The sequence below is a fragment of the Acinetobacter sp. CIP 101966 genome (genome assembly GCF_000369725.1).
In the GTDB taxonomy this organism is placed as follows: domain Bacteria; phylum Pseudomonadota; class Gammaproteobacteria; order Pseudomonadales; family Moraxellaceae; genus Acinetobacter; species Acinetobacter lwoffii_Q.
The window spans coordinates 549,367-573,795 of sequence record NZ_KB850160.1; the positions used below are offsets into that span (position 1 = coordinate 549,367).

46 protein-coding genes are annotated in these 24,429 nt (G+C 42.4%); 6 read left to right on the plus strand and 40 right to left on the minus strand.

The genetic code is table 11. From position 1 onward, the window contains the following. The 6 genes from F891_RS08605 to F891_RS08625 all read right to left on the minus strand — a co-directional run. Positions 1-857: tape measure protein (locus F891_RS08605; protein ID WP_005263159.1), on the minus strand; the 857-nt coding region annotated here is incomplete at its 3' end. 58 nt (positions 858-915) lie between these two features. After that, positions 916-1,107, minus strand: coding sequence for a hypothetical protein (locus F891_RS08610; RefSeq protein ID WP_005263161.1), 192 nt, complete (start codon positions 1,105-1,107; stop codon positions 916-918). A 71-nt stretch (positions 1,108-1,178) separates the two neighbouring features. Then, a complete protein-coding gene (locus F891_RS08615) occupies positions 1,179-1,505 on the minus strand; it encodes a DUF4236 domain-containing protein (protein WP_005263163.1) in 327 nt (108 codons plus the stop codon). A 9-nt stretch (positions 1,506-1,514) separates the two neighbouring features. Further along, positions 1,515-1,652: a YHYH domain-containing protein gene (locus tag F891_RS18550; protein ID WP_415867430.1), complete on the minus strand. Its 138-nt coding sequence runs from the start codon at positions 1,650-1,652 to the stop codon at positions 1,515-1,517. A gap of 81 nt (positions 1,653-1,733) precedes the next feature. Beyond that, positions 1,734-2,558 carry a BRO family protein gene (locus F891_RS08620; RefSeq protein WP_034439549.1) on the minus strand — a complete coding sequence of 275 codons (825 nt, stop codon included), beginning with the start codon at positions 2,556-2,558 and terminating at the stop codon, positions 1,734-1,736. A gap of 74 nt (positions 2,559-2,632) precedes the next feature. Next, positions 2,633-2,791 (minus strand): Arc family DNA-binding protein, encoded by a 159-nt coding sequence (locus F891_RS08625; protein WP_005103718.1) that lies wholly within the window; start codon positions 2,789-2,791, stop codon positions 2,633-2,635. A 118-nt stretch (positions 2,792-2,909) separates the two neighbouring features. Between F891_RS08625 and F891_RS08630 the strand changes: the two genes are divergently transcribed. Next, entirely contained in the window at positions 2,910-3,221 is a 312-nt protein-coding gene (locus F891_RS08630) for an Arc family DNA-binding protein (RefSeq protein ID WP_005263169.1), read from the plus strand. Positions 3,222-3,348: 127 nt separating this feature from the next. On the opposite strand, the gene F891_RS08635 is transcribed toward F891_RS08630, so the two are convergent. The 34 genes from F891_RS08635 to F891_RS08780 form a co-directional block, all read right to left on the minus strand. Continuing rightward, a complete protein-coding gene (locus F891_RS08635; protein ID WP_005263171.1) occupies positions 3,349-3,834 on the minus strand; it encodes a phage tail assembly chaperone family protein, TAC in 486 nt (161 codons plus the stop codon). Positions 3,835-3,874: 40 nt separating this feature from the next. Further along, complete coding sequence (locus F891_RS08640; protein ID WP_005263173.1) at positions 3,875-4,339, minus strand: phage tail tube protein; 465 nt, start codon at positions 4,337-4,339, stop codon at positions 3,875-3,877. A gap of 71 nt (positions 4,340-4,410) precedes the next feature. Beyond that, positions 4,411-4,929: a Rha family transcriptional regulator gene (locus F891_RS08645; RefSeq protein WP_005263174.1), complete on the minus strand. Its 519-nt coding sequence runs from the start codon at positions 4,927-4,929 to the stop codon at positions 4,411-4,413. Positions 4,930-5,047: 118 nt separating this feature from the next. Further along, on the minus strand, positions 5,048-5,419 hold the full coding sequence (locus tag F891_RS08650) for a DUF3168 domain-containing protein (protein WP_005263175.1): 372 nt from the start codon (positions 5,417-5,419) through the stop codon (positions 5,048-5,050). Then, on the minus strand, positions 5,416-5,874 hold the full coding sequence (locus F891_RS08655; protein ID WP_005263176.1) for an HK97-gp10 family putative phage morphogenesis protein: 459 nt from the start codon (positions 5,872-5,874) through the stop codon (positions 5,416-5,418). Before F891_RS08655 ends, F891_RS08650 begins: the two co-directional genes overlap by 4 nt. Positions 5,875-5,877: 3 nt before the next feature. Then, complete coding sequence (locus tag F891_RS08660; RefSeq protein WP_005263177.1) at positions 5,878-6,207, minus strand: phage head closure protein; 330 nt, start codon at positions 6,205-6,207, stop codon at positions 5,878-5,880. An 8-nt stretch (positions 6,208-6,215) separates the two neighbouring features. Then, the gene (locus F891_RS08665; RefSeq protein ID WP_005263178.1) at positions 6,216-6,506 is read right to left on the minus strand and encodes a head-tail connector protein; all 291 of its coding nucleotides are present in this window, start codon (positions 6,504-6,506) and stop codon (positions 6,216-6,218) included. Then, the gene (locus F891_RS08670) at positions 6,503-7,945 is read right to left on the minus strand and encodes a phage portal protein (RefSeq protein WP_005263179.1); all 1,443 of its coding nucleotides are present in this window, start codon (positions 7,943-7,945) and stop codon (positions 6,503-6,505) included. Before F891_RS08670 ends, F891_RS08665 begins: the two co-directional genes overlap by 4 nt. A 10-nt stretch (positions 7,946-7,955) precedes the next feature. Next, positions 7,956-8,123 carry a hypothetical protein gene (locus F891_RS18080; RefSeq protein WP_005263181.1) on the minus strand — a complete coding sequence of 56 codons (168 nt, stop codon included), beginning with the start codon at positions 8,121-8,123 and terminating at the stop codon, positions 7,956-7,958. 88 nt (positions 8,124-8,211) lie between these two features. Beyond that, complete coding sequence (locus F891_RS08675; protein WP_005263187.1) at positions 8,212-9,513, minus strand: phage major capsid protein; 1,302 nt, start codon at positions 9,511-9,513, stop codon at positions 8,212-8,214. Beyond that, positions 9,510-10,100, minus strand: coding sequence for an HK97 family phage prohead protease (locus F891_RS08680; protein WP_005263189.1), 591 nt, complete (start codon positions 10,098-10,100; stop codon positions 9,510-9,512). The genes F891_RS08675 and F891_RS08680 overlap by 4 nt, the downstream gene beginning before the upstream one ends. Before the next feature lie 55 nt (positions 10,101-10,155). Further along, the gene (locus F891_RS08685) at positions 10,156-11,658 is read right to left on the minus strand and encodes a terminase large subunit (protein ID WP_005263191.1); all 1,503 of its coding nucleotides are present in this window, start codon (positions 11,656-11,658) and stop codon (positions 10,156-10,158) included. A 35-nt stretch (positions 11,659-11,693) separates the two neighbouring features. Further along, positions 11,694-12,035 carry a TerS protein gene (locus F891_RS08690; protein WP_228129152.1) on the minus strand — a complete coding sequence of 114 codons (342 nt, stop codon included), beginning with the start codon at positions 12,033-12,035 and terminating at the stop codon, positions 11,694-11,696. A 233-nt stretch (positions 12,036-12,268) separates the two neighbouring features. Continuing rightward, positions 12,269-12,601, minus strand: a complete 333-nt coding sequence (locus F891_RS08695) for an HNH endonuclease signature motif containing protein (RefSeq protein WP_034439410.1) — start codon at positions 12,599-12,601, stop codon at positions 12,269-12,271. A gap of 5 nt (positions 12,602-12,606) precedes the next feature. Further along, positions 12,607-12,807 (minus strand): hypothetical protein, encoded by a 201-nt coding sequence (locus F891_RS08700; RefSeq protein ID WP_005263197.1) that lies wholly within the window; start codon positions 12,805-12,807, stop codon positions 12,607-12,609. A 53-nt stretch (positions 12,808-12,860) separates the two neighbouring features. Then, a complete protein-coding gene (locus F891_RS08705) occupies positions 12,861-13,349 on the minus strand; it encodes a recombination protein NinB (RefSeq protein WP_005263198.1) in 489 nt (162 codons plus the stop codon). A 37-nt stretch (positions 13,350-13,386) separates the two neighbouring features. Continuing rightward, positions 13,387-13,626 (minus strand): hypothetical protein, encoded by a 240-nt coding sequence (locus tag F891_RS08710; protein WP_005263199.1) that lies wholly within the window; start codon positions 13,624-13,626, stop codon positions 13,387-13,389. 166 nt (positions 13,627-13,792) lie between these two features. Continuing rightward, positions 13,793-14,068 (minus strand): DUF968 domain-containing protein, encoded by a 276-nt coding sequence (locus F891_RS17395; RefSeq protein WP_081401690.1) that lies wholly within the window; start codon positions 14,066-14,068, stop codon positions 13,793-13,795. Further along, the gene (locus tag F891_RS08715; RefSeq protein WP_005263200.1) at positions 14,010-14,231 is read right to left on the minus strand and encodes a hypothetical protein; all 222 of its coding nucleotides are present in this window, start codon (positions 14,229-14,231) and stop codon (positions 14,010-14,012) included. Before F891_RS08715 ends, F891_RS17395 begins: the two co-directional genes overlap by 59 nt. Positions 14,232-14,438: 207 nt before the next feature. Then, a complete protein-coding gene (locus F891_RS08720) occupies positions 14,439-14,759 on the minus strand; it encodes a hypothetical protein (RefSeq protein WP_005263202.1) in 321 nt (106 codons plus the stop codon). 184 nt (positions 14,760-14,943) lie between these two features. After that, the gene (locus tag F891_RS08725) at positions 14,944-15,384 is read right to left on the minus strand and encodes a hypothetical protein (RefSeq protein ID WP_005263203.1); all 441 of its coding nucleotides are present in this window, start codon (positions 15,382-15,384) and stop codon (positions 14,944-14,946) included. An 11-nt stretch (positions 15,385-15,395) separates the two neighbouring features. Then, complete coding sequence (locus F891_RS08730; RefSeq protein WP_005263204.1) at positions 15,396-15,620, minus strand: hypothetical protein; 225 nt, start codon at positions 15,618-15,620, stop codon at positions 15,396-15,398. 11 nt (positions 15,621-15,631) lie between these two features. After that, positions 15,632-15,934 carry a hypothetical protein gene (locus F891_RS08735; RefSeq protein WP_005263205.1) on the minus strand — a complete coding sequence of 101 codons (303 nt, stop codon included), beginning with the start codon at positions 15,932-15,934 and terminating at the stop codon, positions 15,632-15,634. Between the two features lie 12 nt (positions 15,935-15,946). Continuing rightward, positions 15,947-16,213 (minus strand): hypothetical protein, encoded by a 267-nt coding sequence (locus F891_RS08740; RefSeq protein ID WP_005263206.1) that lies wholly within the window; start codon positions 16,211-16,213, stop codon positions 15,947-15,949. Beyond that, positions 16,213-16,629: a RuvC family protein gene (locus F891_RS08745; protein WP_005263208.1), complete on the minus strand. Its 417-nt coding sequence runs from the start codon at positions 16,627-16,629 to the stop codon at positions 16,213-16,215. The genes F891_RS08740 and F891_RS08745 overlap by 1 nt, the downstream gene beginning before the upstream one ends. Beyond that, complete coding sequence (locus F891_RS18085; RefSeq protein WP_005263209.1) at positions 16,622-16,768, minus strand: hypothetical protein; 147 nt, start codon at positions 16,766-16,768, stop codon at positions 16,622-16,624. Before F891_RS18085 ends, F891_RS08745 begins: the two co-directional genes overlap by 8 nt. Next, positions 16,765-17,064 carry a hypothetical protein gene (locus F891_RS08750; protein WP_005263210.1) on the minus strand — a complete coding sequence of 100 codons (300 nt, stop codon included), beginning with the start codon at positions 17,062-17,064 and terminating at the stop codon, positions 16,765-16,767. Before F891_RS08750 ends, F891_RS18085 begins: the two co-directional genes overlap by 4 nt. After that, positions 17,057-17,281, minus strand: coding sequence for a hypothetical protein (locus F891_RS08755; protein WP_005263211.1), 225 nt, complete (start codon positions 17,279-17,281; stop codon positions 17,057-17,059). Before F891_RS08755 ends, F891_RS08750 begins: the two co-directional genes overlap by 8 nt. Next, positions 17,278-18,495, minus strand: a complete 1,218-nt coding sequence (locus F891_RS08760; protein WP_005263212.1) for a hypothetical protein — start codon at positions 18,493-18,495, stop codon at positions 17,278-17,280. Before F891_RS08760 ends, F891_RS08755 begins: the two co-directional genes overlap by 4 nt. After that, entirely contained in the window at positions 18,492-19,865 is a 1,374-nt protein-coding gene (locus F891_RS08765; protein ID WP_005263213.1) for a replicative DNA helicase, read from the minus strand. The genes F891_RS08760 and F891_RS08765 overlap by 4 nt, the downstream gene beginning before the upstream one ends. After that, positions 19,865-20,752: a hypothetical protein gene (locus F891_RS08770; RefSeq protein ID WP_005263214.1), complete on the minus strand. Its 888-nt coding sequence runs from the start codon at positions 20,750-20,752 to the stop codon at positions 19,865-19,867. Before F891_RS08770 ends, F891_RS08765 begins: the two co-directional genes overlap by 1 nt. Next, complete coding sequence (locus F891_RS18090) at positions 20,749-20,913, minus strand: hypothetical protein (RefSeq protein WP_005103767.1); 165 nt, start codon at positions 20,911-20,913, stop codon at positions 20,749-20,751. Before F891_RS18090 ends, F891_RS08770 begins: the two co-directional genes overlap by 4 nt. Positions 20,914-20,959: 46 nt before the next feature. Continuing rightward, the gene (locus tag F891_RS08775) at positions 20,960-21,235 is read right to left on the minus strand and encodes a type II toxin-antitoxin system HicB family antitoxin (RefSeq protein WP_005103768.1); all 276 of its coding nucleotides are present in this window, start codon (positions 21,233-21,235) and stop codon (positions 20,960-20,962) included. Positions 21,236-21,243: 8 nt separating this feature from the next. Next, a complete protein-coding gene (locus tag F891_RS08780) occupies positions 21,244-21,429 on the minus strand; it encodes a Cro/CI family transcriptional regulator (RefSeq protein ID WP_005103769.1) in 186 nt (61 codons plus the stop codon). A 79-nt stretch (positions 21,430-21,508) separates the two neighbouring features. Here F891_RS08780 and F891_RS08785 point away from each other — a divergent pair, with 79 nt between their 5' ends. From F891_RS08785 to F891_RS08805, 5 genes are all read left to right on the plus strand, one after another. Next, positions 21,509-22,189, plus strand: coding sequence for a LexA family protein (locus F891_RS08785; protein WP_005263215.1), 681 nt, complete (start codon positions 21,509-21,511; stop codon positions 22,187-22,189). Positions 22,190-22,300: 111 nt separating this feature from the next. Then, positions 22,301-22,744: a hypothetical protein gene (locus tag F891_RS08790; protein WP_034439413.1), complete on the plus strand. Its 444-nt coding sequence runs from the start codon at positions 22,301-22,303 to the stop codon at positions 22,742-22,744. Positions 22,745-22,960: 216 nt separating this feature from the next. Then, a complete protein-coding gene (locus tag F891_RS08795; protein ID WP_005263218.1) occupies positions 22,961-23,308 on the plus strand; it encodes a hypothetical protein in 348 nt (115 codons plus the stop codon). After that, positions 23,305-23,925, plus strand: coding sequence for a hypothetical protein (locus F891_RS08800; protein ID WP_005262031.1), 621 nt, complete (start codon positions 23,305-23,307; stop codon positions 23,923-23,925). The genes F891_RS08795 and F891_RS08800 overlap by 4 nt, the downstream gene beginning before the upstream one ends. Then, entirely contained in the window at positions 23,922-24,428 is a 507-nt protein-coding gene (locus F891_RS08805; protein WP_005262032.1) for a hypothetical protein, read from the plus strand. Before F891_RS08800 ends, F891_RS08805 begins: the two co-directional genes overlap by 4 nt. Position 24,429 lies beyond the last annotated feature (1 nt).

Below are 24,429 nucleotides of genomic sequence, written 5' to 3' on the forward strand. Positions count from 1 at the left end.
ATAAATGCAGCGCCCACCATCATACTATTGACAACCCCTTCCATGTTTTCAGAAAGTGTTGTGATGCCCTCCACAAAGGTTTTGGATGCACCAGTAGCAGAATCAAACTCCCCGACCATTTTCGTAACTTCAGTGGTGATCAGGTTAAAAGAGGCAGCAATGGTGGTATCTGTTTTAGAGTACAACTCATCAACACTATCACCCGCTTTTAGTAATGCCTCGGTGATAACTTGGCCTGAAAGTTTCCCGTCTAGCATCATCTGACGCAATTCGCCACGAGTAACACCTAGACCTTTTGCCATGGCATTTAGTAAGCCACCAGCACCATCAACCAAACTGTTATATTCCTCAGCTCGAAGGATGTTTCCATCAAGAGCTTGTCCGAACTGAAATAAAGCCCCTGCTGCCGCCTCAGTTGTAGAGCCACTAATAGAAACTGCTTTTGATGTAACCTCAGTAAGCCTTGCAGTTTCTGCTTGGGTTAAGTTGAGCACCTTGGCATTTGACATGTATTTTGAGTAGACAGTATTTACCGCCCCCCAACTTGACGCAGTAGCTTGTGCAATCTTATAGGTATCATTCATTGCGGTATTTAATTCAGCTTGCCCATTGGTTACAAGCTTGAGCTGATTAACAATACCGGTGTAGCTATCTGCATAATTCTTAATTTGATTAATAGAGAACACCGTGCCTGCTGTAGCTGCTAATTTCCCAAGCATGCCATTCATGACATTTACACTACTACTGGCCCGCTGCATTTCACGTTCTGCTGAGGATGATGCTTGGCGCATTCCTTGTGTAAAGTTGCCAATCTTTGCAACCAGATCAAGAGTGAGTGTTCCGAGTTTTGTAGCCATAACTTTTCCTCTAGGCGTAAAAAAACCGCCTAGTGGCGGTTGTATTGTTTAAGTGAGATTAACCAAACGCTACTCGGCTATTACTGCACATACTCTTAACTTTTGTATCAGCAATCTCGCCGCTAGGTAGTTTTGGGTACATATCCACGTCTTTATAATATTGAACACCCTTCTCTACACACTCATTAAATGAGCTTTTCTTACATCCAACCAGCCCAACAACCAAAGCTAATAAAATAATTTTCTTCATATCCAATCCCTCTTTATTTAGAACAAGATACTAATTCCAGCACAAAAAAACCACCCGAAGGTGGTTTGGTTTTAACTAACTATCCATATAACGCCAATTAAAATGATAAATCCGATAATTGCTGAGACTATCCATTCAGACTTAGGGTATCCAAGAAAATTATCAGGATTACTAAAATCTGGTTGGCGTTTTATAGATGGTGCTGACTTTTTGTGTGGCTTATAGGAAGAATAAGATAGCCCTGTACCCGGTGCACTTACCGTAGTTCTAGTTCCTTTCTTGCCGAGGCTTACGCGCGCCCCTTTTCCACCAACTGAAACACTGCTTATGCCTTTCTTACCCACATTAAGACGAACGCCTGGAGCAATCTTAAAGCTCTTTCTAAAATTAAAACCCATATTTCCCTCTTAATGGCAGTGTCTCGTGCCTGTTTTCTTCTCATTGTGACAACCATTCTTATCTGTGCGCCCGCCATGAGAATAAGCAGTTGTCGCAAGACAGGTTATTAAAATCAGCAATATGACTTTTTTCATAATTATTCCCATTTTTATAATATGAATAATAGTTATAGCTGACTTTGTATATTTTTCAAGCAAAAACCACTCCGAAGAGTGGTCTTGTTTTAATTAAGCATTTCGCTCTTTTAGAAAATGCCGCCCGACTCGCAGTGTATCAGTACCATAAAGCAGATCCAGCACACTATCAAAACGCTTGGTGAACTCAGCAATATCCATGGTTGGATAAAATCCCGGTGGCAGTGGCATTGCAGTCAATACACCATTCCGAGCACTCACATGCCAAGAATCATATCGAGAGTTTTTAAATTCTTGATTAATCTGCTCAGCAATTTGAACAACCTCTTGTGGATAAGGTAGAGCTTTAACCTCTTCTTTCTCAACTCTCTGCTTAACTTCCATTTCTAGCAGGTACTTAACTGCATCCTCAAAATGAATGGCCAGTAGCTCGTGATAAGAGTTAATCTTGAAGTGTCGGTTATGTCGCGTCCAGACCTGTGCACGTAAACCTTGATTGCCATTCACCTTATGGTCAACGATTTTGTGAAGCGTGTCTTTTTGCTCAGGTGAAATGGATTGACGGCCTTCAAGCCGCTTGGTAACAACTTCACGATCCAAAACATCCAAAACCCATTTGCGGAATTTTTTAGCGATTGCTGTTTTGGAAAACATTGCAATTAAGTGAGCACCGCGTAGGGAAAAAATTCTTGTCTCCTTACCGCGCTTACTATTATTGATTCCATTGACACTCAATTTGAGGGTCAATGTCATAGATGAAGTAAACTCATCTTTATTGCGCTCATAAACCTGACCAACTGCATCAGATTTTGAATACCCTAAAGCACTCGCCAGCTCGGGAGCTGTTAGCCAAATTTGACCATTCTGCTCTACTGGTGAAAAATTTACTTCGTTAAAACTTAATGCTAAACTAGACATAGTTAATATTCCTTTGTTGACAGCAATCAAGCCCTTGTTTTCCAGACGGTGGGCTTTTTTGTTGTCTATTGATTTCATGCTTTCGCACTCTTTTGGTTTTGTTTGAGCCATTCTTCAACAATAGTATTCAACTGTGCTGTCAAAGAACGACGGTTTTCTGCTGCTGCCTTTTTCAGCCCATCTATATTTTCATGAGCCATTCGGACATTTAGCTGCTTGTCATGTCGTGTCATTTTTACTCCATTTAAAGTGTTTTGCTTTATAGCTTTTTAATTTATAGCAAAATACTTTATTGAAGTAAAGCGTTTTGCTATATATCATTAAAATAATTTCACACTTTGCTGAACTGCTATGGCTCAAGAATATTCACAAGTAAACTTCAGAATACCCTCAAAGCTAAAAGAAGATATAGAAAAGGCAGCTTTCGCCAATAACCGTTCAATTACATCCGAACTCGTGTCTCGGCTTGAGGATAGCTTCACTCCAAAAACACTTACCCCATCACCAGAAATGGTAAAATATAAAGAGGAAATGGAAGCTCAGACTAAGATTCTTCTAGAAAGCCAGCGTGTTTTATTGGAGCAAAATGAAAGGCAGGCCAAGATTTTAGCTGAACTTAAAGACTTTCAAGCTTGGAAAAATCAACAAAAGAAACCAATCTAAATCAGTTTCTAATCTTCAAAATCAAATTCATCCATTTCGCTTTCAGGTTTTTCCTCATGAGTCATTAGGTCATGAAGTTTTACATCCTTAACGCCTTTCAGCATTAAAATAGACTGGTGAATTCTTGCTAATTCTTGCTCGAATCTTCTTCCGAGGTTGAGGCTTCCGTATTTTCGGATGTAGGCGGTGTACTTTTTGATTTCTCGGTATGGGAGGTCTGCGATTTCGCTGTACGTTTTACCGAGCGCGATACTGATTTCGATGAGGATTTCGTCGTCTTGGTTGAGTTCAGTTGCTTTCCCAATACGTTAATATCCACAATTTTTGACCAAAGCGCATCCACTAAGGCTTGGTTGAAATGGGTGCGTATTTCATCTTCAGTGAATGCAAGTTGTCCTTTTTCATCACAGATAACACTTGCCAAAACACCAGCTAAAGCCTCTTTGTTTTCACCATAGGCCTTCATTTGAGCTACTGCTGTGCTGTAGCTAAATGGCAGAATATGAGTATCAAATTCCGCATCTTCACCAGCAACTTTAATTTGAACAGTTACGTGCTCCGGCTTACCCATTAGAGCGCCAGATTTAATGTCTTTTAAAGTTAATTTTTTCATGATTCACCAAGAAAGCAAAAGGCCCTGTACGGGCCTTAAATTAAACAGTTGCTGGAGTTAGAGTCACACCAGTTGAACGCTGTAAAGTGAACTGGTAGCCCACAATGGAATCCGCTTCAAATGTTGGCACTGCTGGAGTTAATGCGCCTTTAAATGACCAGAATGAACGGCCAGTTGGTAGAGCTACAGCATTTGTAGCTACTGTTGGCGGAGCAACTGAATCACTCGCACCAATATAAAATTCAAGTTCGGTGCGATTTTCTGCCCATTGAATAAGCTTTAGGTGTGAGTCGTTTTCTGGGTCAAGTCGAATTGAAAGTGAGCCATCACCCGGATCAGATAGCCCCGGCATATAGGATTTGGATTTTGTTTCTTCAAGACAGGTTGTTTCAATTTTTGAAGTACTGTCACTTCCCAAGTCGATACCGGTTACACAGACAAGTTGCGTAATGTCGGTACCATCAAAAGCAAAGACGTTTGTCCCTTGCGTGCGTAATTCTGCCATTTGCGAGTACTCCTCAATTTTAGGCATAAAAAAAGCCACCGAGTGGTGGCATTGGTTTGGAAATAATTTGGTTATTCAAATAGACAGGGTTGAATCTGCCGATCTACATTTGCAATTGCAGTGGTTAGGCAGTCACGCTGCTTTTTCCAAGTCGACAACCCTTTTCCGCATGCGCTTGCAATCTCTTTTTCACATTCGAGTTTTGCATTAAGCGCTTCACGTTGCTGGATCAAGGCAAAATAATCTGTTTGCAGCAAGGTTCGAGCCTCAAAGAAGGCTTTCACCAATGCTTTTTTGAATGCAATAACACGTGGGCTGTTTTTCAACAGTGTCATTAAGAAGGTGGCTTGCTGCTCATCCAATACTGCATATTCGGTGGCTTTGGCAAAACCGCCTTGTGGCAAGGCTTCTCCCTTTCGGATTTCAAATCTGATAGGGCTAAATTCTGCAAAGTCTGGTCGATATGTTCTCACCAATTTAATAACACTCGCATGCTGCAATCCAAGACCCAACGCGATCTGCAAAGTCGTCGTGTGAGGCTTAGCATCTTTAACATCAACCAGTTTTACTGGGTTAAATTTCGCATTCATATAAATCTCCTTAAGTAAAAACACATGCCTGAATGCAAATCAGATAGCATGCGTAGTTGATAAAAATCAGGCATAAAAAAAACACCCGATTGGGTGCTATGTGGAAAAATAAATTTGCTTAACGATCTAAAAACCAATTCGCATCAAAGCCGCGACCAAAAATATTGGTGTCAGCAATGCGTTCAAAGTGGTTTGGGTGAATATTGGTGACATAGCAATGAGGCTCTAAAGCCTGTCTAATTGCTGCTCGAATATCTGATGCTCTTTTCTGCTGGGTGTCGTAAACCACAATCTGAAATGACACATGATCGATATTGGCTGGGCAATCCAAGTGGTTTTCAGGATTTGCTGTGACTACCGACCAGACTGCATAAGGATATGGCGTTTTGTGTGGTGCAATGTCTTCAAATACCCTTAAAGGATTGGTGCCGAGCAATGCTGTGACCGCTGAAGCTAATTTCAGTGTAGAAACTACGGGTAAAATATTCATAATTTTGCGAGTTCCTTGTCAATTTCTTTATTGAAGTTTTCAGCAAAGCTATTGGTTACGGCTTGGATGTTGTTTGCTAAAGCCGGTCTTAAAAACGGTGTCGGCGGATTGTTTGCCGATCCAAATTCAACCCATCTGAAGTGCCGCGTATCGCCACCACTTGTATTAGGTGGATTGGGGTTAGAAAATGATGCACCACCACGCACACCGACACGCATTACCACTTCATTCGGGTTTCGTGTTTTCCCCGCAGCAATAGCAATGTTTTTCCAAATCTTTTCGGCTGTTTCTGGATCATCAATCCCTTTTGCTGCATTGCGAGCGCTATCTCGCACAATCGCCATGGCTTTACGCATGGAGCGCCTTGCAGCATTTTTCATTAAGCGAGGATTGCCAAGTCTTTTAAGCTTTTCCTGAACTTCATCCAAGCCTTCAATATTGAACTCTACTGACATGGCTTACTCCACTAATGACAACTCCAGCGTCATATAAATACGGCCGTTTTCATTGTCAGGTTTAGGTGGTGAGACGATCTGGAAAGTCTGTCCATCGAATAAAACACGCATTCCGGTATGAATTTCATCACGTTTTCGCAGTTTTAACCGAGCTGTCGTTTCTGATCCTGCGGCCTTAGCATTTAAGCTGTCTTTCACAGAAAGGAACTCAATTTTTCCCCAGAGCTTTTTGTATTCAGTCCAAGCTTCGGTTTCATAGTTGTATTCATCATAAACCGTGGTTTTTTGCTGAATCGTCACACGGTGGCATAGTTCGCCTGCACGTTGGGCCATAGATCACCTCAAATCGCTGTAGGCTTACGGTATGGATAAAGCAGGCTTTGCACAGGCATCGGCAAGAAGTTGCCATTTACCGGCATTTCCTGCTCAGCATTGCGGTACTGGTCCCAATATCCACACAGTAATAAAATTGCCTGATGAATTGCTTTGGGGTAATCAGGTTCAAGTTCATCAGTGATGTAATTCAACACCGCCGAATCTGCTGCATCCAAATACCCCTGAAGCATCATGTCATTTGAATCATCGTCATAGCGCAAATGCTCTTTTAGGGTCTCAAGACTTACAATACTCATTCTGCACCCCATTTTTTCTGCGCTAATTTGAAGTTTTCATGGCTAAAATCACCCGAATGATCTTTTTCACAGTGCCACAATGAGCCTTTATGCGTCACAAACTGGCCTGATTTATACTGATTTTCAGCCTTAAAAACGCCTTGATACTGGCCTTTTTGATCTGAGTTTTCAGTATTTTTAGGCATATTTGGTGCGGATTTACCAAAAGGATCATCCAACTGATCACGCTTAGACAGCGCCTCAAGAGAAAAGTTCTGCTGCTGCATGTAAACCGTGTCACCACCCTCTAATGGGCCTAAACCAAGTTTTTGACGCGCCTCATTCGGAGTCATGATTGCTGCACCAACACCTTCTTTAAGTCGCTGCATCTGGGATACTGAATCCATGCGGATCAATGTATCCAGATCAAGAAAGGCTTCTAAACTGGATTCTTTTAGACCAAGACTTTCATCAAGCAGGTTTTCACGCGCTTCTATCAGACTTTGCAAGCAATCCGAATAATAGATTTCATTTAGATCTGAAACTTTTTGCCCTGCTGGAATGGTGCCAATACCTAACTTGAATTGCGGTACATGGAAAACAGCACAAATGACTTCGTTGCTCATTCGCATTTGTTCAATCAATTGAGAATCAGCGGCTGAAACTGAAATGGCTTCAAACTTCATACCATCGCCAACTACAGCCGTGCAGCCAGCATTCGCACCACCATAGTTTTCATTCCATTGCGTTTTGACTTCTTGAGCCTTCTCTTTTGATATAGGTCCAGGTGCTGTCAGGATTCCACCCGGTCGGCTGTTATTTCTAAAGTGTTGGCGCTGGCTTTTCTGGATTTCCAAGCCATGCCCTGCCGCCACCGCACACGCTGTAATTGGCGATAAACCCACAAGTGGATGATAGAAGCAGTTAATACGATCATGAATAATTTCAGATGCCGGCACCACTTCATGCGAAGTCTGATTGAGTTGATCATCGTTGAGTTGATAAAAGACATCGCCAGCATCACTGATCAACGGCTTTGTCAGGTCGGGATTTAAAACTTTTAGTCCAACAATCTTGCCTGAGAAGATATCTCGCACCTTAAACACATAGGTATTGCCGCGAAGCAATAGTGATGTAGTCCATTGCTCACTGAATTGCTGCCATGTTTGGTAGTGATTTGGCTTATTTAGGACGCTAAAACGCTCTGGAATATCTTGATCAATCCAGACGCTTTGCTGCTTCTTTTTTAGCAGAATCGGCATCTTACCAATGTCTTGAGAGATCAATGAAACACAGCTAAAAACAGCATGATGTGCTGCCAAATCTTCCCGGGTCAGCTCATCGTTCTTTTGCCAAGCACCAGAATAAGGCTCATGCACAAATAAAGAAGTCCACCCTTGGTTTGAATGGACTCCTTGGAGGGATTTCTTTTTACCAAATAAATTTCCGAAAAAGCCCATTCTTTACATCCTATTCTTTGGTTTTATCTTCTTTTTTCGCTTTTGGTGCTGCTTTTTTCGGTTCTGTATAGACCTCTGCAACACCAATTTTGAGCAATACATTTGCCTGAAAATCAGGAATCTCTTTCACATCCCCAACATTGGAATCGTGGGTCATCTTTAAATATTTAATCTTCATAGACTGTTCCTATAGCTAAACAATTGTGATGCTTAGATATAAAAACAGCCCCAATTAAGGAGCTGTTTTTGAATAATCGATTAGGCGATTAAGGGGTTGAATAGTCGATCCATGCAGCAGCAATTGGGCGGCGTTTTGCCCAAGTGATGAACTTCTCAACACGTACAGCAAATTTATTCTCTTGCCATAAGTTGGTGATGGTGCCATCCGCATCTTCAAGAGTCGCCTGGTCAGAGTAAGACACATCCACACCACCATCCTGAGCAAGCAATAGCTCAGAAGTTTTAATGAGGGCGATCTTGTCACCGACAGTTTGTGATGTGATGACTGGACGACCATTCAGCTCTTTATTGATACCCTGCATGCCTGAGAAGTAGTAGTTACCCAATGCATCACGAATACGACCCATGCGAGCAGCGCGTGTTTCTGACATCAAGTAATAAGAACCATCCAGTGAAAGGTTTGCTTCCAAGAAGTTATCTTCAAGTTGTTGTAGATCTGCATCATAAGCAGCTGCTGTTGTGCCGCTGGCAGTGATTGCAGTTACGCCATTCAAAACACCAGCCGGAATCACATCGGTCTCTGCCTGAACACCCAAGAAGGTTTCATCAATTAAGATTTGAGAAGCTTCAATCAAGTCATCACGAACCAAAATATCCACTGCTGGATCGGAGCGACGCATTAATTCCTGTGTATACACAGTAATTGCAGCAAGTTTATGCTCTTTGATTTTCACATCACCAAATTCAGGATTGGTTAAAGGTTTTTTCTTACCTTCACCCACCCAACTTGCTTTACCGCGTTTTGTTTTAGCTGGAATTGTGCTGTTAAATGGAACATTCCGCATGCCTTGCAACTTATCAAAAACTGTTGCGGCTTTGAGTAAATCAACAAATTCACCCACTAAGCGGTTTTCTTGAACCAGTGCTGATGCAAAAGCAGCGTCTGTAGTTGTTCCAACTGTTGCCTTTTGTACCAAGTCTTGAACTTCATCGCTAAAGCCCATTTGCTTGGCCATATCAACTGGTGACTTAAAGTTACCTTTTTTGGCCTCAAGAGCTGAGGCTAATTTTGCACGCGCATATTGGGCGAAACCGATACCCTTATCTAAAGTTTTAACGATTTCAATTTTTGGTGCCGGATCTTGACCGGGTGTTGGCGCTGGCTCTTGAAGGCCTTTCTTTTCAGCTTCTTCAACAGCCTTGATTTGTTTTTTGGTACGTTCAATATTCACTTCAATCGCAGCGATATCTTTTTCAATCGCCTGAATTTCTGCTTCAGTTGCTTCATCAGGCGTACTGCCCTCACCCGCTGACTTTGATAACGCTGTTTGCATTGCTTGGTTTTTTTCAGCCAATGCCTTAAGCAGCTTTGCTAAATACTCTTTCATAGTTTCACTCCACCCTTTGTTGGGCTATTAAGTTTTACGACAACGTGTTTTTGTTCAGATGAATCGCCACCTGGAACGTCTTGAGGTTTTTTGCCCAACGCGGCTTTGTGTTCCTCAAATGCTTTTGAAAATTCTGTTTCTGATTCGCGGTTACAAGGGATAGTCACCAATGAAAGCTCATACCATTCCCATGAGTTGAACTGGATGCCACCACCCTTAATCATTTCCGCTTCATCCCAATTCGGGATAAATCCAACTGATAGGCCTTTGACTAAACCGTATTTCAGTGATTGGTATGCCTTATCAACTTCGCGTTTCAGGTCACCTTCTTCCTCAATTTCAGGAATATGAATCTCGACCTCGATACCATTTGCGGTAACTTTTGCGCTTGTCACATGGCCAATGGCTGAACGTGGGTCATGATGGAAAAGTAAAGGCATAGGCAGATCGAAATCTGCACCTTTTGGCACCATCACATCCTTGGCACGATCTTGGTTTGGTGTGCTTGCGATTCCTTTGAAGGTTCGCTTTTGCTCATCAAGGCTCTTAATTTCGACAGAGCCAAAGGTTTTATGTAGAGCAGACATAAGGCTCTCCCAATAAAAAAAGCCCGCGTAGTGCGAGCTTTGGAAAGTGAATAAATTAAACGAAATAGATGTTGTATGTTGCTTGTTTTGTTTCTTCAAAATTAGAAACACCACATGCCATCGCTAGAGCAACCATAGGGTCAATCCTATTTGTGGCTTTGGATTTATCCAACTTGCGACCACCAGCCGGGTCTTTGACTACCACAGCATTCGCGGCTGCCATGTTTAGCGCAGGGTTATTGTTGTGAACGATTCGAGCGTTTAAGAGTTGCGCCTCCAATGTATCTAAGGCGGGGGACATATCTTTAAATCCTTGACCAAATGCCACAAGCGGCAATTCCAACCCTAGCTTGTCACACTCTTTTTTAAATACATCAATCCGCCATCGGTCAAACGCGATTGCATGCAGAATTTTTACATCTGAAGCAATTTCACCAATGTGCTTTGCCACATATTCGTAATCCACAGTAGCGCCAGGAGTGGTAAATAAATACCCTTGTTTCACCCATAAATCATAAGGAACCCGGTCACGTTTAGCTCGATCAACCAAACCTATCTCTGGTGTCCAGACGGTAGGATATGTGTAGTATTTCTCACCCTTTCTACCTAAAAAAACACAAGCAGTTAAGTCGGTGCGAGCTGACAAATCCAGCCCAGCCCAAACTTCATCACACTCATAAATTGGCGGCAGATCCCCAAGGCATGTATCCCATGTCTGCTTGGCAATAAATGGTGAAACAGTAGAAACGCGCTGATTTAAGTTTAGGTTTCGGAAAGTGTTTTCAGCGCTTGGCATTCGACTGGCCTTTTCTGCTAATTTTTGCATATCAGGTTCCGATCTAAACTTGCCCAGCGCTGGATTAGATAACTTCCAAGATTCCTTATCCAGAATGTCGCTTTCCATTGGCGTTGTATACAGGTGACATACTGTCTTTGGATCTTCACCTTTTAGCGCGTCATCAATCCAGATACTCAACAGGTCTGCATCGGTGGCGGCTTGTGTACTAATCACCATCAGTAGCGGTGCTTCATGTGCACCCTGTGCTGTCACTACAGCATCAACAAATTCGTCTTGCGGTCCTTTTACCTGTCCCGTCTCATCAAGAATTGCCAGAATAGGTGATAGGCCGTGTGTTGTTTTGCCTTCAGCAGATAACGCCCTAAACTCTACGTTTTTTGCCAAGCCAACTAATGTTTTTGTTGATGGGATGATATGTACCAGATCTTGCAATGCTTCATTCAAGTTAATCATCTTCACGGCTAACTTAAAAACAATCGCCGCCTGATCTCTGGAGAGTGCACCACTTACAATCTGACTGTTTTGCTGCGCCTCTGGCCCTATTAAATGCGCCAACAGGATGCCTGCAATCAATGCGGTTTTACCATTCTTACGCGCAATACTTAAAATCGCTGTATGTGTGCCATGCGGATTGTCATAAACATCTAGGATGAATTTCTTCTGAAAATCCTCAAGGATAATTGGCTGTCCAACGTGTGCACCCTCTGGTGCTTTGCAGTATCTCTCGATAAATGCAATTACTCGTTCACCGCGTGTCATATATTTCACCTATAAGACGATAGGCATTAAAAAAATCAGCTCGGTCGAGCCAGTAAATCATCAGCTTCTTTAGTTTTGTCAGCGGTCTTTCTGCCTTTTGCGGCTGCTGAGTTCTTGCCTCGTTGCTTATCCGACTCGCCAACTGTTGCCACCGCATGCACTTGAATGTGTTTTGATAGTGCGATTGATCTTCGGCTAAGTGTTTCCAGTAGTGAATGTTTGGGGTTTAGGACAACCGTTCCCCGATCATTGGTTAGCGTGTCACCTTCTTCCAGAATCTCTTGCTGAATGCGTTCAATGTCTGCCTGGCATCTTGCCAAGTTTGCTGCATGTTGTAGGTCAACTGTATTCCAACTATCCTTTACGCGCGCGCGCACGAGAGCATACCAAAACGGCATGTCAATATCTCGAAGCCGGACATGTTCTGGTGGCGCAATATCTTGATCATCTACTAATTGCGTTTTGACATGTGTGCTGTCTGATCGCTTCCTTCCTGCCATGTGTTCTAGCCCTTAAAATCCCAATAGAATTAAGAAGATGGTACAGGGGCGGTCTTTAACTGAAACGTTATTTTTCAAGGAGATACCCGCCCCATGCCTTTGATTTTATTCTATTTATTCCAATGATGATCAGGATTGAGTGGAAAGCCAGACTCATCACAACCAACAACAATGTTTTGCTTTTCCTGTCTCTGGATTGTTGAATCATGATGTAATTTGCAAACCGCTTGCCAATTACTCTTATCCCAAAACAAAGACTGATCACCCTTATGTGGAATAATGTGATTGACTACGGTTGCAACCACAATCTTATTTTGTTCCTCACACATAACACACAAAGGATGTGACCTTAGATATGACTCTCTAGCCTTACGCCATCTTGAGTTATATCCACGTTCGCTTGATGTTCGCTTATCGCTGCGCCATGATGGAGTATTGCTCATACTACTCACCCATCCAAACACTGTGACTTAGGTTGCTCATCCTCATCACCTTCCAACTGAATCAATAGCTCATTAATCTGAGCATTCTGTTCATTGTTGATCTGGATGACTTGGGCCACTTGGTTTATTAGCTGGTTGTTCTGTTCGATTAGCTTTAGGAGTAAGTCGTTCGATACACAACCGCATTCTTTCTTTTGATCGCTCATATTGCTCTTTCATCCATTTGCGTCTTGCTTCACAGCCTTGGCATGTCATTAACCTACTCCTGATAACACCACTTCAAATCATCCGGCACAGTTAAATGCACACCCAACCTCACCACAGCAAAGTCATGCACATACCCCAAATACTCAGTCATCTGCTTAACGCTTAATTTTGTCGTGCTGCAAAGTCTTATCACTTGCTCTGCAATCACCCGGTATTCTTCACACTCATTCTGCTTGAGCATTGCAATCGCATTACAGGTCTCAGCAAACTCCTGATCATCACGACGGTAGATATAAATCAGAAAGCGTTTCTTAAATTCGTAATGAAGTGAATCTTTATCCTGACCAGTCTTTCTCTCGATCTGACCTAGCCACATCCACATGAGCCTATTCTGTGCAGTGGACCTGTCATCCTGCTTCTGATCTATACGAACAACCAAAGGCTTACCATCATTAATCGCCTGGGTGTAATTGGTGTGCATGTAGTTAATGGCTTTGGTGATGTCGGCATGACTCTGGATAGGAAACACGGCTTTTTGCATTTCCTACTCCTGAAACTTCGTGCGATAATAATTTCAATCACTTAAGTGACGGCAGCTCATCAATAAACTCTAAAGCTTCATCTAGAGTTTCTGCATAACCACACTGAAGTTGTGGCTCACAATCGGGATCAGAGTCTAAAAGCTTATTCTCAACATCAACATCGATGTCAATAAAATATGCTCCACCACCACCGTAGCAATCAGACATATATTCCCAATGAACTTCTGCCTCTATACCTTTCTTTTTAAGTGCTGCTCTTATTTTTCTACTGCTCATTCGATCACCTTAATATTTTTCATTAAGTAGTTTGATGCGGCTGGGTATCTCCACTCTTGAAGTTCCTCATACCAGCACATGAGATTGCCATTTTCGATTTTAAAGAATCTTGTTTGCCCACTCAGAGCAGTAAAGAAGTGAGTGGCATCTTTAGGTTTAGTTCTCATCAAAACACCTCTCTATCTTCCATCACCAACATCCGATCCACTCTCACCAACCACTTCTCAAACATTACTTCGCTCTCTGCCCGATTACCCAATTCAAAACGATCAAATTGACTGTGGCAGGAATGGCATAGCGGTACTGTGAACTCATCACTGGCTTTAATCGATCTACCCTTGCCGTGCTTGGCTGAATTACTGTGAGCTGCTTGTGAGTCTGGATTACCGCACCGAATGCATGGCAGCTTTCTGATTGCTGCGAGTCTTTTTTGATTCCGCATTTAATTGTTCTTCTATGCCTGCAATCTGTTTGTTTACTTTGCGGAGTTCAGCACCGCACATTTCTTTAAATGCATAGCTTGAGAACAGATGGTTGTAATTCATTAATCGGCTGCGATTTCTTTCAAGTACTTCTAAATTCCGTTTTGCTTCTATTGTGTCCATGATCACCACCAATAAGAAAAAAAACCCCGCCAAGTTCGTTATCTAGGCGAGGTCTTATGTGCCGTAATACGTCCGGCTAAGTCACCGAAGTGACGAGGGTTTATTCATCTAGCCATTTGCCACACTTACGACATTCGATCTGGATAAAAATATCTGACTCGTAGTCATATTCATGGAAGCAGAATAATCGTTTTAGGAATTGGAGCATCACAGCACCTCGAATTGATCTCCCTCATACACAAACTGGAAGCCCATACAGCGAGCATCTTCAGTTAATGATGGGAACATTGGTGATTTCTCTTTTGAGCAGATAATGGCAATACATTCAGCCTTGCATTTATCTTCACGATCTACAGCCAGAATCATTTCGTTATTATCTTCATCGGGTAGCGACTCAATAACACATGGAGCCAAATAACCAAACTCATCAGCAATACCCCAGGCGTAATCCCATGCTTTATCACCTGCTTTGGCAATATGCACATCATTAAACTGGAATTCATTGTTTTGGTATTTGATTGTTTTCATGATTGGCTCGGTTATTTTTAGAATCTGGGTGGCGGCATTAATTTAAAAACCACTAGAAATTAATGAAACCGCCATAATGCAAAAAGCCCACCATTTGGCGAGCTTTTAAATCAATCTAGTGCCTTAACGTACACTTCGATCACTATAACAGAAATATGCCATATCTTGGCATGCCAGTCAAATACTATTCGATTCTCAATCGTTTATCGTGTCCAGCTAGATAAAACTTACCTGCATAGATCATATTTCTCAGGACATTTCGACCCAATTTGAATTCTTCTTCCATTTTACGATCAGACAATCCGCGTACATTGCGCTCTACAAATAATTGCACCGCACGCTTACCAGACTCACAAACCGAACTCGACTTATTAAAATCCACAATCAACTTCCGGACCTGCTCAGCTTCAAAATCATTAATCTGGCAAATGACCTGATCCTTACGTGGTGCCATCCCTTTGTTATTTTCAAGAATCAGCCAGTAAATTTGATTTACCCCAAGTGAGTCTGGTTGATTTCCTGACTTCATGCGAGAAATCTGGATGTATGCCCCATACTGCTTAAGCCAATCTTCAATACTAAAACGATCCCAGTTCATCACTTCTGCCTTAACCATCGCATTCATCCCTATTCCCCTTAAACCTTAAATTTTTTCCAAGCACCGCATTTTTTGCACTGGCATTGAATCTCTGTACGATCAAAAGCCCTGTAGCCAAGACTAATGTCATAAATATCTCTTACTTTTTCAGTGCGCCATTCATGCTGGCATGGCGGATTAGTTGAGTATTTTGCAAGCCTTCTAGCAAGCAAAATCACAGTAACAACTAGAATAAAAATTATTAATGCAAGTGCCTCGATCATCCCTATTCCCCTTAATCCAACTGCTCTTCATGCATTTCTATCGTGTAAAGACCACCGCAATAATTTGATATTGAAAAACCTGTGATGTTTGCAGCTTCTTTGAATTCAGCATCCAGTTTTCTACAAGACTCAATATGAGCACTTAACTCCTCATCTGAGCAGTTAAAGTCCAAGGTAGGAGCTTTGCTTAAAAACTCCCGAGCCAAACCTAAAACATTTAAGGCTTTCTCCTTGTTCTGGGTGCGATAAAATGCATGAAACCCCTCTTCATATTTCTCAAAAGTTCCAACCTCATAAACAACGTCTTTATTCATCCCTATTCCCTCTTAAATCACATTCAATGCTTTCAATAATGCGAAAATCAGCAAACCCTGAATACCTAAAGCACATGCTGATGCAATCTTGTGCGTCCAAACCTTTTCACCACGATTAAGTTGGTTGTATTGGTCTTCGTGGTACTCCATGCGTTTTTTAACCTGCTTGCCCCGATACATTGTGTAATACAGCGGGTCAACCAAACCGATGCAGTTCAAGAAAAATTGGTATGCAATCGACACCACCAAAACCCATAACGCTATTTGTTCTAATTCCATCACTTCATCCCCACAATCAACATCGCAGCATCTCGTTGTTCTTGATTCGTTCTGCCCTGCCAACCTGTAATTCGATTAAAATCTTCTGCCTTCAACTTTGTGCGTGTCGGCTTAACCAATACCACCGCTAAACCGCATTCTTTTGCCATCTCTGCGAGCAATTTGCCTGTTGCGTGGTTCTCCCCTACATTCTTGGCAATCTTCTCTCCTGCGTTCTTGGAATGACCAAAACGGAAGTTTGATTTTTTGTTCAACCAACCCGCCTCAATGACGACTTTCTTGATTTCATCTTGATGGCTTCGGAATAGCTCTACAGTTTCAGGAAAGGTTAAGTTTTTAAGTTCCAGTGACTGCCCTAAGACAGCCACTCCTGATTTTTCCAAGTCTGGATCGATGCCGATAATCAGGTCAGTCATTGGCACCTCGCCACATCATTACAACAAAGCAAGCCATAAGAATAAGCATCAGCGCACCCGGAATTGCAGCCCTGAACTCAGCAAAAAGAACAGTATTGCAAATCAAAAGCACTGCGGTTTCTTGTTGGAATTTATTCATGACTCACCTCGCAACGCCTTCTCCAAAACAAAGACCAATAAGGCTGCATCATCCTCATCACAGTAATTCCCTGTCACTGATAGCGCTTTATTGGCTCTAGCCTGCAACTCCTCAGCCTGCTTTTTCTTCTCGATATAACAAGCCTCCATGTTGTTGAGCTGGGCTTTGAGATCAGCTATTTCCAGATCTTTCTCATGGCTGATTTCACTTAGTGCATCTACGGTGTACTGTTTTTCTTTCAACATATCGAAAAGCTCAGCAACGGTTTTATGTGCTATATCCTTAAAATCACTCATGCTCAATCACCTTCGTATTCGGGCTGATATGGTTCTTGATGTCACTACAATGGTCAGTTTCCTCATCCGACCACTGTTTTACATTCACATAAAAAGGTTCTGTTTTTTGTTCTGAGCAATAGGTACAGATCAACTGGCGCTCAACACTCTCAACTGTGGAAATATTTTCCCAGTCATGGTCGCAGTCTTTTAATTCTGTTTTTTCGATTAAGTTCATGCTGCTGCTCCTTGCAATTGCGCCTTAAACTCTTTGATTTTTTCCCACTGCTGATCTGGAATTGCCGCATTCCCTAATCCATAATTTGAAACCGTAGTGATGGACACACCTAAGAATCTGGCCAATGCTGAAACCCGTCCGTTCTTCTCATCACTTCTTAAAAATTCCCGAAGCTCGATTGTTCTTGGATTGCTCTCAAGTTCGGATCGAGTTCGCAGTCTGGTTTTTTGCATAGCTTCAGCAGCACACAACTTGCACTTGAATGAATTAATATCGTGAATGCGGAACGATGTTTCTCCATGATGCTTACACACCCCGATAAACGATTTAAGATTTTGAGCTTGCGCCTCAAGCATCCGCTTTCTGTTTTCCGATACCTTGCGTGGTTTTTTTGCAGTTAATTCACGCTTTCTCTTTTGCGAAGCCTTACTACACGACACACATGCAGATACGTCACGAGTCGCATAGATACGGAAAATTGTTTCTTTATTTTCCTTGTGACAAAACCCGATAAATTTACGATGGCCTTTTGCCAGAGCTGCATTTTTGGCCTCATGGTTTCTGATCCACACTTGGCGCTTTGGTGAAATTTCCCTTGCCACCACCTTGCTGCGGTTTATATGTGTGCCGTATTCAAAAGTCGGTAGGATTTCTTCAAGCAGTGCCAGGCGCTTTACATTCAACGCCACACCACCAGCAGCCAGTTTGCTCATGATGTCTTTCTTAAATCCAAGCGCTCTAGACATAGCCTGAATATCACCAAGCTGCGCCTTGCTTCTAAACTCAGCCAATAGCAACATTTGACGATTGATTCTTGCAGCACGATCCACCTGAACCTGAGTCTGACCCAGTGCTTTAAGTTCCGCCTTGATCGCTGCCTGTTCTTTTTTGGCTGCATCACGTTCAAGCTTGGCAATCGCACGTTCGATCTTTCTAGCTTCCATCTCCTTTTGACGCTTGATTCGATCCGCTTCTTTCTGGCGCTTGATTACTGCTTTGGATTGACGCGCCTCCTGATTAATTCGTTCAAGCTTGGCATTGCGCTCAGCTTCAGGTTTTACAATCTGCTTTCGATCTAATGGAATGTTTCCATCCTTGAAATTAGTAAAGCCTAATGGCAGCTCAGTCACTTTGTTTTTTTCCAGCCACTCACTAATATCCCAATCCGAACGGTCTTTAATTTGAGTCGATACTTTTTCTGTTTCAAAAATCACACCCCACCCCCTGCGCTTTGCAGCTGCTCAATTGCTTGACTATCCAAATTCGAGAACTGGCAATACCTCAACTGCGAATGCATAAACGATGTGCCAATTTCCCCATGTCGGTTTTTCCCTAAAATCGCCTCGGCAATTCCCTGAAATTTAGATTCCTTGTGATAAACCTCGTCCCGGTATAAAAACAGGATCTGGTCAGCGTCTTGCTCAATGGCGCCTGATTCACGTAGATCAGACATGATTGGCCGCTTATCTCCACGCTTCTCCAGCTCACGATTCAATTGAGAAAGCAGTACAACCACACAATCAAACTCTTTCGCCATGGCTTTAAGCTCACCAGTGAAATAAGCAATCTTTAAATCTTCCCGGGCAAACGATTTGTTGGTTTTCATGATTTGCAGGTAATCGATAAATACAGCCCCGATAGAGCCATACTGATGTTTCATCTTGCGCATGGATTCGCGGATATTAGCGATAGATGGGCGTGAGGTATCATTGATCTGCATTGGCACGTTTTGAAGCATCGTGACGGCCTGTGTGTAGGCTGAAAACTCATCCTTAGGCAAAGTATGCGGTGCATTGCGAACCTTGCTGATATCCGCAGGAGCGGCTGCACAGCACATACGCATAGCAATCTGCTCTTTCGGCATTTCGCCCGACATGATCAGCACTGGCTTTTGCTGAAATATCGCCACATTACTGGCAATCACCTGAAGCATTGTGGTTTTACCCATCGCAGGACGCGCAGCAATTACCATCAGGCAGCCCGGCTCTACATCACCGAGTTTTTGATCTAGATCATGAATACCAGTCTGAATACCCTTGATCATAGTCTTGCCAGAAACCATGGCTTCCATCTTGTGATGCATCTCAATGAAAGTATTGTTTGCAGCTTCATGGATGTGGAACAGGTTTTCAGTGCCTTGCTCTGTATTGATTTCTGCAAAAGCGCTCTGAGCATTCAAAACAAGATCGCCACGGCTCACAGTTAGGTTGCGTGCATCCCGAATTACTTTTAAGGCCTGAGCTTCAACATTTCGGCAAGTGGTTAGGTCTTTGAGTTTTTCAGCGTATGACACCAGGTTGTAAAAACTGGACGGTGTATCACTCAAAATATCCATGATGTACTGCTCACCGCCAGCAGCTTCTGCAAAATTACGCATTTCTAGCCACTGGTTGACCAACACAGCGTCATAAGGCGAGTTCTTGGAGTCCAGGTCTACAATGGCCTGAAAGATCAGCTTATGGCGTGTAGCGTGGAAATCCTCATCAGTCAGCAGGTTCTCAACTTGAGTGTATGAGTTCGCAACTGTCATCAGTGCAGCCAGTACAGCTTGTTCAATTTGCAGGTTGTGGATAGGTGTATTCATCACTTCGCACCTCCCAGGAAACCTTTTGGTTTTGAAGGAAGGTCGATTAATGGCTGGCCTTGGCTTTGTTGATCAGGGTTTGGTGTTGACTGTGGATTTTCTAACTGCTCAATCTCAGCATTTGTTTCAGCCCAATTCCATGCAGCCTTGAATGACTCCCAGCCACGTAGAACGATAATCTGGAATACACGCTCATTTGAAAGCTTAGCTTCAATCGCTTGGTTGAAAATGATTTTTAGAGAACGGTCAGTGATGGTTTTACGTTTCTTGTTTTTCAGATCAATAAACTCTTGAGCTGTTTTTTCAGATACACCGTTTTCGATTAAGAATTTTTTAGCAGAGAATTTTTTAGGTTGCTCAGGTGCGGATGCGCCTAAATTAATATCTGTTGTATTCTCTGTTGTATTCTCTGTATTAGATTGCCCGATTTGAGCGTACAGCATGTCCGAATTGAGCGTACAGTCTGCACGATCTGCGCTTTCAGCATGTACGATTTGCGCATTCAGTATGTCCGAATTGCGCATATCAGGAATAGCAATGGTTTCAGAGTATTCAACCAATGCTTGGTATAAATTTTCACGCTCTACACGGAAAAATACGCGACGCGGTACACCCATTTTTTTCTCAGAAATAAATCCAAGATTTTTTAATGTCTTGCGAGCTGTTTCCTGCTCTTTGCGTGTGAGTCCAGTTTCCATGGTCCACTCGCTTTGTGTTTTGTAAATCCACCCCTCTGCACTCTTTGAGCGTGAAGTCCAGTACACCAACTGGGAAAGCATTAACGCACCATTGATGCCGCACCCCAGAAAAACGTAATGCTTGTTGAAGGCAATCGGTTGTTCATTCATGGCTTCTATCAATTTGATAATTGGAATTGCCTTGTTCATGCTTCACCTCGTGCAAATACAAATAATTCATGACGGGCCTTGGCAACCAAACAAGCATTGTCCAGACTTGGGTTTTTAATGTTTGCTTTAAGTGCTTTTTCCAAAAGTTGAATTTTTTGAATAAGCATTTTTTCTCTAAAATTTCGTGTTAAACTACTCATGTTCAACTCCTGCTCGGTTTTGAATACAAAAGCCTGATCTCATCCATCAGGCTTTTTCTTTGCTTGAATCCCAGTGACTCCCTTCCAATCCCTCTCCAAAGCTGATGTCTGTAGACAGATCCCTTACTAAAGCTCCTAATCCCAAGCGCTCGAATGATTTTGCTTGTAAATTAAGTACATGCCACTCACCGACGATTTCCTTCTCTAGGAGATACGCCAGGTATTGAGCAAGGTCTTTACCCTTAATTTCGGCAAGTAGTTTTGCCCGCTCATGGATTTCAGGAGACAAGCGAACATGTGTAGATTTCTTTTCAAGACTCATAAATTCACCTATGCAACTTCTTTGCTGTGTTTGATTGGCTGCTTGCCAGCAGCTAAATCTCGAATTTGGTATTCACGTGCTAATGGGATTTTGTTGTTAGGCCACTGGTAAACAGCAGAAGGTTCAATTCCTAGCAAGCCCGCTAGTTCAACGCCATTAACCCCAAGCAACTTGTATGCTTCTTGTTTGGTCATTGGTATTTACTCAATAAAGTAAGATTTCTTAGTATTTAATCAAAGAAAACTTATAAAAGCAATATGTAAGATTACTTATATGGAAAAAACAACTATTGGTCAGCGCATACGTGCGCTTAGACGTTCGAAAAAATTAACTCAAGCGCAATTAGCAAAGATTGCTGGAGTGAGTTCGCCCGCTGTAACTGAGTGGGAAAAAGATAGTTATTTGCCTAAAGCAGGATCATTAGAAGCAATGGCAAATCATTTCGGGGTAACGACTGAATACATACTGACTGGCAAGGGTGATCCTAGCGCCACGCAAAAAGAGCAGTCTAATGTGGTTCCTGTGGCACCACGCATGGCCCCTGTCTTGTCATGGGTTCAGGCCGGTACGATGACTAATGTCGAATCTGTTGACATGTCCCAGGTGGAAGAATGGCTGCCACTTCCAGATGGTGATTGTGAAAAATGCTTTTACCTAAAAGTTCAAGGCTTAAGTAATTACCCAGAATTCCATGAAGGCGATTACATTCTTGTAGATCCGACTCTGCCATTTTGTGACATGAACTCAGGGGATATTGTTGTTGTTAGAAAGTTTGATGATGCGACTTTTAAACGCCTTGTGATTGAACCGGACGGCACTAAATATCTCCAGGCAATAAATCCAGAATTTAAACCAAATATTATTCCGCTTGATGAAAATTGCGAGTTTGTTGGCGAGGTAGTGGATTGTATTCGTTACGTTTATCGAGCTAAGAAAAAACCGCGCAAGAATTAAAAATAAAAGCCGCTAGTCATGCGGCTTCTTCTTTTTTCGACCAAAAGTGATTATCCCGCTACCACATAAAAATCCATAAATTAATGACACTACTGAATAAAAGAGAGTTAGATGAACGTCTCCCTTGTTTCTCTCATAGAACAATGCCAAGCGATCCAAAATATTAATATTATCGCCCCCTTGATTACCCTCTTTATTGGCGCCTGGTTGGGTAATAAGTATGCCGTTAGTCGAGATCAAAGAAATTCCTTTTTGGCTATCACTAGGCCAATTCATGAAATCCTGACTACTCAGTTGGCTCGTGAAGGTGATGAGATTTTCACTAGTATCGTTAAAGAAGATCAACTCTTGAGATTGAGAAGCTATTACGCCCATGGATCTTGGTGGTATCGAATCAAAGGCATTGGTTATGACAAGGCAGTTCAAGACTACAAGGATTGTGGAAAAATAGATTCTACTTTTGATGAATACAATTATTCTGTGCATGTCTATCCTGATGTGGCTGAGTATAGGAATGCTATAAAAAACTTATTGAGATACACCCCAATAAAGTAAACAAACCCGCCACCCAACCCACCCCAGCGGTGGGTTTTCTTTTGTCTATTAAATCATAAAAAATAAGTTTTCTAAAAATAAAACTAACATTTCTTATATTTCTGCTTGACACTAAAACTAAGTTTTCTTATATTTATCTCACAAACAAAGAAAAGCCCCAGCGTTGCAGCAACAACCTGGAGCGTGACCCACATACTACCTGTGAGTGAGATAAGTATGACAACTAAATCCAATATTCTCAAGTCTGCATTCATTGCAGCATCAATCAGCGCGGGGATAGCAGTAGCTTACGCTTTCCAGCCTGCCAAAGTGGCTGATGATAATCCTCAAGTGGTTATCACCGCTCAAAAATATGAAGTGCTTAAACGTACTTGCCATGAAACCTGTATCGCTACTGTCAAAGCTGACGATTACAGCATCTATGTCGAGTATGCCTTGGATGATGCTTCAGTCGAGTTTCTGGACATTCTGAACGTGGTGCATTTTGACAAGACTGTGAATGCCTATGTTGATCGTTATGAAATTGAAAAGATTAATGCTGCGATTGCTGGGGGTGTGAAGTGAGTCATCCAACTTTAGAGCAATTCTTGAAAGATGTTGCCCACCATCAACTGACTGTGAACCTAGATCAAGATGTATTCCGCGATATTACGATTGCGAACCCTAACACCATGGAGATGCATTACAACATCACTACTCGCCCTGGCTATCTAATGATTACTGGCGATATGGGTGATTTCATTTTTCAACGCACAAATGACATGTTTGGATTTTTCCGCCCCCAGTCTGGTTATTACATCAATCCGGGTTACTGGGGAGAAAAAGTAGAAGCTGGTGTTATTAGTGAGTTTGATATTGATACAGCCAATTCGTCTGTACAAGGCTATTTAACCAATTTTCTAGAAGATTTAGATCTGTCCGATCCTGAAGATAGAGAAAAATCCAAGCAGGCACTGGAGGCTGTCACCAGTTTCATAAGTGGAACTCAAGGATCAGGTGAGTTTGATTTCTGGAATGAAATCAATTCTTGGGATGCAGATGAAGCAGGTGGCATGGATTTAACAGATTTTTTTGAAGCCCCAACCACCAAAGCTACTTTTCACTATATCTGGTGCTGCTACGCCATTGTTCACGCAATCAAGCTGTATGACGCGCATAAATCTAATGAGGTGCCAGCATGAACACTTACGCTCAATTCTGTGGATGTGGTGCGGCAATGCGCCCGATCCATCACATCGGAAACCAGTCTTTGTTCCTGTGCCGTGATGGTCATAGCACCAAGGTAATTGACTGCAAAGTAAATGAAGATTTCACCCGCGATTTGTACTTTTCAGACCTACCAAGTTTCAAGGTTGATTCGGATATTTCGATTGAAAATAACGTGTTGACGTTTGGTTTGTATCGCCAGATTGGTGAAAACCTTTATGCAACGGCTGATTGTTCAATGGCTGTATTGCCTCACACGATGACTGAGATACGTAGCTCGAATGGTGATATGCGATATGCAGAACCAGTGGATATTGATTCTTGGCTGGTGGTGAAAGATACGCCTGTGACTTTGCTGGATGTTTGGAACTTTGAAGCTGAGGAAGGTCGGACATTTACGCTGAATGATGAGCAGATTAAAGAATTACAGCGTCTCGTGAATGAGTACGCGGAACAACTATTTGAAGAGGTGGTTTGAG